Source organism: Daejeonella sp., from assembly GCF_044342615.1.
GTDB lineage: Bacteria > Bacteroidota > Bacteroidia > Sphingobacteriales > Sphingobacteriaceae > Daejeonella.
On sequence record NZ_JBIIPN010000103.1, the window covers coordinates 1 to 9746 of the forward strand.

The 9746-nt window shown below is 36.7% G+C and carries 8 protein-coding genes; 2 read left to right on the forward strand and 6 right to left on the reverse strand.

The window, feature by feature from the left end; genetic code table 11:
- A partial coding sequence (locus ACIQ0D_RS09330; protein ID WP_395804956.1) for a hypothetical protein occupies positions 1–477 on the reverse strand: 477 nt, incomplete at its 3' end.
- A 296-nt stretch (positions 478–773) separates the two neighbouring features.
- Here ACIQ0D_RS09330 and carB point away from each other — a divergent pair.
- Complete coding sequence (gene carB, locus ACIQ0D_RS09335) at positions 774–3590, forward strand: carbamoyl-phosphate synthase large subunit (RefSeq protein ID WP_395804958.1); 2817 nt, start codon at positions 774–776, stop codon at positions 3588–3590.
- 73 nt (positions 3591–3663) lie between these two features.
- Here carB and ACIQ0D_RS09340 read toward each other — a convergent pair whose 3' ends face one another.
- From ACIQ0D_RS09340 to ACIQ0D_RS09360, 5 genes are all read right to left on the reverse strand, one after another.
- Entirely contained in the window at positions 3664–4140 is a 477-nt protein-coding gene (locus ACIQ0D_RS09340; protein WP_395804960.1) for a DUF4920 domain-containing protein, read from the reverse strand.
- Between the two features lie 70 nt (positions 4141–4210).
- A complete protein-coding gene (radA, locus tag ACIQ0D_RS09345; protein WP_395804962.1) occupies positions 4211–5629 on the reverse strand; it encodes a DNA repair protein RadA in 1419 nt (472 codons plus the stop codon).
- A gap of 121 nt (positions 5630–5750) precedes the next feature.
- Positions 5751–7301, reverse strand: coding sequence for a ribonuclease E/G (locus ACIQ0D_RS09350; protein ID WP_395804964.1), 1551 nt, complete (start codon positions 7299–7301; stop codon positions 5751–5753).
- Positions 7302–7580: 279 nt separating this feature from the next.
- Positions 7581–8435: a tetratricopeptide repeat protein gene (locus ACIQ0D_RS09355; RefSeq protein WP_395804966.1), complete on the reverse strand. Its 855-nt coding sequence runs from the start codon at positions 8433–8435 to the stop codon at positions 7581–7583.
- 19 nt (positions 8436–8454) lie between these two features.
- Positions 8455–8739 carry an HU family DNA-binding protein gene (locus ACIQ0D_RS09360; RefSeq protein WP_276360049.1) on the reverse strand — a complete coding sequence of 95 codons (285 nt, stop codon included), beginning with the start codon at positions 8737–8739 and terminating at the stop codon, positions 8455–8457.
- 169 nt (positions 8740–8908) lie between these two features.
- On the opposite strand from ACIQ0D_RS09360, the gene mutY reads away from it, so the two are divergent.
- Positions 8909–9746, forward strand: an 838-nt coding sequence (gene mutY, locus ACIQ0D_RS09365) for an A/G-specific adenine glycosylase (protein WP_395804968.1), incomplete at its 3' end; no start/stop codon positions are given.

Here is a 9746-nt window from a genome sequence, read left to right on the forward strand (position 1 = left end):
TTCAGAAGAAATAGAATTACGTAGTACATATTCCATTCTGATACGTACGGTAGAACCTTTTATAAATTCATCAACTAATACTGTATTATCGGCGTCGAGCATGATACTATTCCCAACATTAGAAGGAATCTCATTTCTTGAAGCAATTAACAATTCCTTACTGCTATCTCCACGAGAGATATAAATTTTAATTGATTTAAAAATACCTATACTTTGTCCCACAGGTGCATTTGCATCAATCTTTACTGATGCTATACGTACGTCTTTAATGGCTTTAGTATTTGAGCCATAACCTGTAATTATCTGGTCTAAGGTACTCGCCTGACTCCTAACAGACAAAAGCGTATCAATTTTATCCGTTTTTGGGATTATTAAGCTAGCTGTATAGGGAAATGTTGAACGTATAACAGATTGAACTGCTGAGCAAGCACTTAAAAAAGTGACTAAAACTATAAATCCTAAAACTAATTTTTTCATGATAAATGTGTTTAAAAATATGCATCAACTGAGATGAAAAATCAAATTTTGTAGAATATTGAAAAATTCATTACTAATACCATTTGTGATGCAATATTATTAAGGAATTCTCATAGAAAAACATTTTAAATTAAAAATCTCTAAAAATTATTTTTTTATTAAGAATTTTTCAATTATTCACGTCCATTCGCTTAAAAAAATATACCTTTGTATCCCGACAAAGCAATCGGGATTTTGTTCCTCAAAAGCATTTAATCTCGCGTTTGAATAGTCGAAACTAGACTCTTTAGAAGAAAATGCCATTAGACACTTCCATCCGCTCAGTCCTAATTATCGGTTCAGGACCAATCATTATCGGACAAGCCTGTGAATTTGATTATGCAGGATCACAAGCAGCCCTTTCATTAAAAGACGAAGGAATTAAAGTATCCATTATCAACTCTAACCCTGCCACAATCATGACAGATAAGGTTATTGCGGATCATGTGTACCTACTCCCTTTAACTTGTGAAAGTATTGAACAAATTTTAAAGGAACAGAAAATTGATGCCGTTTTACCTACAATGGGAGGACAAACAGCTCTAAATCTTTGTAAGGAGGCTGAAGAGCGAGGTATCTGGGCAGCTCATAATGTCAGAATTGTGGGTGTGGACATGGAAGCGGTTGAAAAAACTGAGAACCGCGAAGAGTTCCGTAAATTAATGGTTGAAATTGGTGTTGGAGTTGCAAAATCTAAGATTGCCAATTCATTTTTAGAAGGAAAAGAGGCGGCACAAGATATTGGCTATCCCCTAGTTATTCGCCCTTCATACACCCTTGGTGGTTCCGGAGGTGGTTTTGTTCATAAAAAAGAGGATTTTGACCAGGCTTTAAGTCGCGGTTTACAAGCCTCACCTACCCACGAAGTATTAGTTGAGAAAGCTGTTATAGGTTGGAAAGAATATGAGCTTGAGCTACTTAGAGATGGTAATGACAATGTGATTATCATTTGTGCAATTGAAAATTTCGACCCAATGGGTATCCACACAGGAGATTCAATTACGGTTGCGCCAACCATGACATTAAGCGATCGCTGTTATCAGGAAATGCGTAACCAAGCAATTCTGATGATGAGATCTATCGGTAATTTTGCAGGTGGTTGTAATGTGCAATTTTCGGTTGACCCAGCTACAGAAGAAATAATCGCTATTGAAATTAACCCTAGGGTTTCGCGCTCTTCAGCATTAGCATCTAAAGCAACTGGTTATCCAATTGCAAAAATTGCAGCTAAATTAGCTATAGGATATAATCTAGATGAAATAGAAAACCAAATCACTAAAACTACTTCAGCCTATTTTGAGCCAGCATTAGATTATGTGATTGTTAAAATACCACGTTGGAACTTTGATAAATTTAAAGGTGCCAATACCGAACTAGGCTTGCAAATGAAGTCGGTGGGTGAAGTAATGGCCATTGGCCGTACCTTCATCGAAGCCTTACAAAAAGCTTGTCAGAGTTTAGAAACCAATCGCTTAGGGTTAGGTGCCGATGGTCGCCAGAGTCGTAACCTTGAAGAGATTATGCAAAGCTTAGAGCATCCAAGCTGGGATAGATTATTCCACGTTAAGGATGCAATGAGCCTTGGCGTTCCTTTAGAATCTATTCGCAAGGCAACGCATATTGATAAATGGTTTCTTGTTCAAATTATGGAACTAGTTACCATGGAGACAGAGCTAAAACGCTATTCTCTAAAAAATATACCAAGCGATTTCTTCATTACTTTGAAGCAAAAAGGCTATGCAGATGCACAAATAGCTTGGTTACTTGGAAATGTGACTGAAGATGAGGTTTATAATCGTCGAAAAGAATTAGGAATACGTAGAGTCTACAAAATGGTGGATACTTGTGCCGCCGAATTCCCTGCACAAACCCCATACTTTTACTCTACATTCGAATTTGAAAATGAGTCGATTGTAAGTAATAAAAAGAAGATTATTGTTTTAGGATCTGGTCCGAACCGTATCGGTCAAGGAATCGAATTTGATTATTCTTGTGTTCACGGGCTCCTAGCAGCAAAAGAAGCTGGTTATGAAGCAATTATGATTAACTGTAATCCAGAAACGGTTTCTACCGACTTTAATATGGCCGATAAGCTATATTTTGAGCCAATATTCTGGGAGCATGTTCGTGAAATAATTGAACTTGAGAAACCTGAAGGAGTGATTGTTCAGCTTGGCGGTCAAACAGCGCTTAAAATGGCTGAGAAGCTTCATGAGAAGGGAATCAAGATTATTGGATCCTCATTTGATAGCATGGATATTGCTGAAGATCGTGGAAGATTCTCTGACTTATTAAAAGAAATGGATATTCCTTATCCATTATATGGTGTAGCTGAGAGTGCTGAAGAAGCATTGGAAGTAGCACATAAGGTTGGTTATCCGGTGCTTGTTCGTCCGAGTTATGTTTTAGGGGGACAAGGAATGAGTATTGTAATTAACGACGAGGATCTTGAGAAAGCGGTTGTTAAATTATTGAGAAATCTTCCTGGGAACCGTGTTTTGATTGATCATTTCTTGGATAGAGCTGAAGAAGCTGAATCAGATTCTATTTCTGATGGAGAGGATTGTCATATTATCGGATTGATGGAGCACATTGAGCCGGCGGGTATTCACTCTGGCGACTCATTTGCTGTTTTACCTCCATTCAACCTATCTGAAAAAGTAATCGGATTAATGGAAGAATACAGTAAAAGAATTGCTAAAGCACTCAATGTTAGAGGTTTATTAAATATTCAATTTGCAATTAAAGACGAGAAAGTTTATGTGATTGAAGCCAATCCAAGAGCTTCACGTACTGTTCCATTTATTGCGAAAGCATACGATGTGCCTTACATCAATATTGCAACCAAGATTATGTTGGGAACGCATAAGCTTAAAGATTTTACCATTGTACGTAAGCTTGAAGGTTATGCCATTAAAGAACCTGTATTCTCTTTCGATAAATTCCCAGAAGTTAAGAAGGAATTAGGTCCTGAGATGAAATCTACAGGTGAAGCAATACGCTTTATTAAGAATTTAGAAGATCCTTACTTTAGGCATTTATACAAAGAGAAATCAATGTATTTGTCTAAGTAATTAGCAATCCAATAAAAACAAAAAGGGAGTTTTTCTATCGAAAAACTCCCTTTTTGTTTTTATAAATTTTATACTATTTCATCACAACCACACCCTTCGCCTCATAGGCTAATTGTATTTTGGGACTAGTAATTGCGGCAATTTCAGCTTCAGATTTACCAGCATCTTCTGCATAGTGTCTAAGGGTTTCAACTGATGTGGTATCAGTATATGCGAAGCCATCTAATACAACCTCCTTACCTGCTAAATCCTTTGGCATAAATATTTTATAATCCTTAAAGGTGACACGAATATCTTTACCATCACCTAAGTCCATAAGCATCCAACAGCCCTTACTTTGGCAAACTTCCTTCACTATTCCTTTAACTTTGACATCTTTTTTAGCTTGATCTGCCATTTCTTTTTGGAGACCAGCAAGTTCAATCACCTGATCATTTTTAACAGAATCACCATAAACGGCAATACCCTTTACATTTTCAAGCGTCTTAGGTGTATTTGTACATGAAGCAAAGAAAGCTAATGCAATTACTGAAATAAATAGTTTTTTCATTTGTTTAAATTTTATTGATAATTATCTAGAAATAAATTATTGTTTTAATTAAAAATTATTCGATAATGTGTTAACCAAAAAGTGCATTAAAGACTTCTTCCACTTTAGCAACGGTTTTTATTTCAATATTGTATTTCTGCCATTCTGGAGACGATTTTACACCTTTGCCAGATGGAAGATTATATTTTGAGATAAATATCTGCTCAAAACCTAGTTTTTCGGCTTCTGCAATACGTTGCTCAATGCGGTTAACAGCTCTAATTTCACCAGATAAACCAACTTCAGCAGCAAAGCAAATTTTAGAATCCACTGGCATATCTTCATGCGATGAAATAATAGCTACAACAACTGCAAGGTCAATACCTGGATCTTCCACTCTTAATCCACCGGCAATATTCAAAAATACATCCTTTGCACTTAGTTTGAATCCGCAACGCTTCTCAAGCACAGCAAGGAGCATATTCATTCTCTTAGTATCAAAGCCCGTGGCTGAGCGCTGAGGCGTTCCATAAGCCGAAACGCTAACAAGTGCCTGCGTTTCAATTAACATCGGTCTGAGGCCCTCCATCATCGCCGAAATCGTAATTCCACTTAAAGGTTCATCACGTTGTGATAATAAAATTTCGGAGGGGTTTGAAACTTCTCTCAAGCCGCTACCTTGCATCTCATAAATACCTAGTTCGGAGGCCGAGCCAAAGCGATTTTTAACTGCACGTAAAATACGATAAACATGGTGTCTGTCCCCTTCAAACTGAAGAACAGTATCTACCATGTGTTCCAAAATCTTCGGACCTGCAATCATCCCATCTTTAGTGATATGCCCAATTAGAAAAACCGGAGTTCCACTTTCTTTAGCAAAACGCAAGAGCTCGGCAGTACATTCTCTCACCTGAGAAACACTACCTGGTGTTGATTCAATATGTGCTGAATGGAGGGTTTGTATGGAGTCGACCACCAGCAAATCAGGCTGTAAAATCTCAATTTGCTTAAAAATATTTTGAGTGGAAGTTTCCGTTAAAATATAGGTATCGGCAGATGCGGATCCAATTCTACCAGAATCTGGGACTAATCGTTCGGCGCGCATTTTGATCTGCTGTTCACTTTCTTCACCAGACACATAAAGCACTTTTAATCCGGGTAAGTTAAGCGCTACTTGAAGCATGAGTGTTGATTTACCGATGCCCGGTTCACCACCAATTAAAACAATGGAACCACTTACAATTCCACCACCCAAAACTCTATTTAATTCCTTATCAGGAGTAATCAGACGATTCTCTTCGGTATAAACAATTTCATGAATTGCTGCGGGTTTATTAGCACGTTGCGTACTTGTAGAGCTAGATTTCCAATCGGGAACAGAAGTGTTGGCCTTTTCAATAATCTCTTCCACAAAGGTATTCCATTGATTACAGGAAGGACATTTACCCAACCATTTAGCAGATTCGTACCCACAACTTTGACAGAAATAAGCAGAACGTGTTTTAGCCATGGTTTCGTGTATTTTTGCACTAATTTATTAAAAAGATAGGGATAGAGAACAGAATAATTATAAATAAAAAATGTGCAAAGGAATAAACACCATTTGCACATTTTTTATTTTATAGGAAGCCTTAAAGCTTAATTTCTTCTTCTTTGGAGTTTAAAAAATGAAACTCGGTTAGGTAATAAGATGGCACAGCTTTTACCTTGATCCACTTACTGAATTTAAAGAACCATTTCCATTGTATTGAAATCAGACCTTTTTTGATGTAAGCCTCAATGTATGGATGAACACAAAGAGTTATGCTACTTTCATTTTGCTCATTAAGGATATAATTGAGATTACTCTCGATATCATCCATTAGGATAATGCTAGCCTTGATTTCGCCGGTACCATTACAAGCAGGGCATTTCTCATTGGTAACAATATTCATTTCAGGTCTAACACGCTGACGAGTTAGCTGTACTAACCCAAACTTACTAGGAGGCAAAATGGTATGCTTAGCACGATCGAGAAGCATAAGCTCCTTTAGGTAGTCGAATAGCTCCTTACGATTTTGAGGCTTGTGCATATCAATAAAATCGATCACAACAATACCACCCATATCACGCAAGCGAAGCTGACGAGCAATTTCTTTGGCAGCTTCCATATTAATCATCAGTGCATTTTGCTCCTGATTTTCATTATTTGCTGTTCTATTTCCGCTATTTACATCAATAACGTGCAAAGCTTCGGTATGCTCAATTACAAGATAAGCACCACCTGGAAGGTTTACTGTACGACCAAAAGCTGCTTTAATCTGCTTTTCGATGCCAAAATGTTCGAAAATAGGCTCCTTACCACGATAAAGCTTAACGATTTTATCCATTTCTGGAGATATTTCATGAACATAAGATCTTACCTCCTCAAACAAGGATGGATCACCAATATGAATATTGGTAAAATCAGTATTTAAAATATCGCGTAGAATGGTCGATGTGCGACCCATTTCACCTAAAATCTTTTTTGAAGGCTCTGTACCAGGTAAGCGAGTAGTAAATTTCTCCCACTTTGCTATAAGATCTAAAAGGTCCTTTTGAAGTTCAGCAACACCTTTACCTTCAGAAACTGTTCGAATAATTACCCCGAAATTTTTCGGCTTAATCCCTTCAACAATCTTTTTAAGTCGGTTGCGCTCGGTATTACTTTTTATCTTTTTAGATATTGAAATAACATCCGAAAAGGGTACTAATACCGCAAAACGACCAGCAATTGAAATGTCTGAGCTTAAGCGCGGGCCCTTTGTTGAGATGGGCTCCTTTGCTATTTGCACAGGCAAAATCATGTTCCTATTCAGAATTTCTGAAATTTTCCCGGATTTACTAATATCCGTTTCCAGTCTGAAACTATTGAGCAGTTTATCCTTGTAACTGCCTCCCTTTACAATCTTTGTCAGCTTTAAAAGCGACTGGACCTGCGGACCGAGGTCTAGATAATGCAGAAAAGCATCTTTTTCATAGCCTACATCTACAAAGGCAGCATTTAAACCGGGCATAATCTTTTTGATTTTGCCGAGATAAATATCGCCAACAGCATAATTATTGCTGATTTGCTCAGTATTTAGTTCTACGAGTTGCTTGTCTTGCAGTAAAGCAATAGTAACCCCGCTAGGGGATGAATTGATAATTAATTCTTTTACCAATGGCTAAATTTAAGACACCGGCATGAAACCGGTATACGTTTAAAATATAGAAAAAATAAAAACCAAAGAATGATTTAAACCTCCGTCGCAATATTGCGGGAGGTTTAAATATTGTTCTTAGTCCTAAAAATAATAAGATCTAAAAAGATCTAAAATTCCGACTATTTTTTCTTATGTCTGTTTTTTCTCAAACGCTTTTTACGTTTGTGGGTAGCCATTTTATGTCTTTTTCTTTTCTTACCGCTTGGCATAATGTTGTTGTTTAAAATGTTTTATAATCTAATTACTTAATTCGTTTATTTTCCGATCCACAAACTGACTCATATTAGGGTCGGCAGCAATCTCTTTTGTTTTCAAATAGGCAGCAATTGCATCTGCATTTCTATTCATGCTTTCATAACTTGAAGCTAAATAGAACCATGCTTCAGCGCTTGGAGCTATTTCAATGACTGTCTTAAAACGTTCAACAGCCTTATCAAACTGACCTGATTTCATAGAAAACAAGCCCAAATTTAAATTTGCCTTTAGGTTTTTAGGTTCCTGCTTTACCACATCAAGTAATAAAGTGATTCCCTGCATCGGGTTAGGTGTTCCACTAACATAGGCAATACCCAATCCTGTTTTCACTTCAAGGGTATTTGGTTTTAATTTATCAGCCTTTTGATAGGAGTTAATGGCTTTTTGGACTAATACCGGTTGAGCCAATGTGTCCATACTCTGCTGATATGCATCCGTAAATTTATCTCCGGCTTTTAACCATGCTTCAAAATTCGGTTCTTTTTCAGCAATTAACTCATAATATAATGAAGATGGAGTTGTAAGATTTACATCATCCCATTGCTGGGCTAGTTTTTTATACAATTCTAATTTTTCATCATCAGATGCACTTTTCAACTGAGATTCTAAATCGCTAATTAGCGACTTTAAACTTGCATTTAAGCCTTCCATCGAGGTTTTTGATACCTCTTCTAATGAAATTGACTTAGCATCTGTGGGGGCTGGTGTAGTAGCTGCCGACTGACTTTCTTCACCTTCACCGGGTTTTACTAAACCTTGGATGTCTAACATAAGCATCAAGCCAAACAGTACCAGTACTGAAGTTATGACTATGATTTGCTTTCTGTTTAACATCATTTATTAATTAAAAACCCTATTATTTATTACCGGTTTTAACCTTCTCTACAAAAACTTTTGCAGGCTTAAAACTTGGAACAAAATGCTCTGGAATGATAATAGCTGTATTTTTTGAAATATTACGAGCAGTTTTCTTTGCTCTCTTCTTTACTACAAAGCTTCCAAAACCTCTCACGTAAACGTTCTCACCGTTTACCATTGAATTTTTTACAACTTTAAAAAATGCTTCTACTGCCTCTTGAACATCTACTTTTTCGATTCCGGTTTTATTAGAGATCTCTGTAATGATTTCTGCCTTGGTCATATCTAATTTCTTTTATTTTTATCCTAAATAATACCTTATTTGGGGATGCAAAAGTATTGGTTTTAATTGAATTTGGGAAATAATTCTGCTTTTTTTTAAAGCAAGTCGCTATAAAACAATAAGTAAGGTACTTTTGTAGCCGTTTAATAAGCTAATATACTCTATCTAAATGAATTTTGCTGAAGAAATAATTGAGTGGTACCAATTGCACAAAAGGGATCTGCCTTGGAGAAATACGAATGATCCATACATTATTTGGCTCTCGGAAATTATCATGCAGCAAACGCGGGTAGAGCAAGGTATGCCCTATTTCAACCGTTTTGCCGAGAAATACCCTACAGTGAAGCAATTTGCCAATGCAAAAGAAGAAGAGATATTGAAACTTTGGCAAGGTTTGGGTTATTATTCAAGGGGTAGAAATATGCATCACACCGCCAAAATTGTGATGGAAGAACATGCTGGATATTTTCCAAGCAGTTATGATAGCCTGATAAAACTTAAAGGTATTGGCGAATATACCGCTGCAGCTATTTCTTCATTTTCATCAAATGAGGCAAAAGCAGTTGTTGATGGTAATGTTTTTAGGCTATTGTCTCGATATTTCGGTATTGACACACCCATCAATTCGGGAAAAGGAAAGAAACTTTTTACCGAATTAGCGAATGAATTACTTGATAAATCGCAGGCTGGAGAGTTTAATCAAGCTATTATGGAATTTGGTTCTTTACAATGTAAACCTAAAAACCCCGACTGCCTTGCATGTCCTTTACAGGTTGGATGTGAAGCAAAAAAATCAAATCGTATTCAAGAATTACCCATTAAAATCAAATCCCAAAAAAGCCGCGATCGCTATTTTAATTATATTCTTGTTTTAAAAGAGGATCAAATCCTGCTGAATAAACGTGGAGCAGGCGATATTTGGGAAAATTTACATGAACTTCCTCTATTTGAGAGCAAATCTGCTTGCCTTGCAGAAGATTTAATTCAATCGGAAGAGTTTATTAATT

Bases quoted from the DNA above. Each gene is read 5' to 3' on its own strand.
- carB (WP_395804958.1), top strand. From the start codon at position 774: ATGCCATTAGACACTTCCATCCGCTCAGTCCTAATTATCGGTTCAGGA.
- ACIQ0D_RS09340 (WP_395804960.1), bottom strand. From the start codon at position 4,140: ATGAAAAAACTATTTATTTCAGTAATTGCATTAGCTTTCTTTGCTTCA.
- radA (WP_395804962.1), bottom strand. From the start codon at position 5,629: ATGGCTAAAACACGTTCTGCTTATTTCTGTCAAAGTTGTGGGTACGAA.
- ACIQ0D_RS09355 (WP_395804966.1), bottom strand. From the start codon at position 8,435: ATGATGTTAAACAGAAAGCAAATCATAGTCATAACTTCAGTACTGGTA.
- ACIQ0D_RS09360 (WP_276360049.1), bottom strand. From the start codon at position 8,739: ATGACCAAGGCAGAAATCATTACAGAGATCTCTAATAAAACCGGAATC.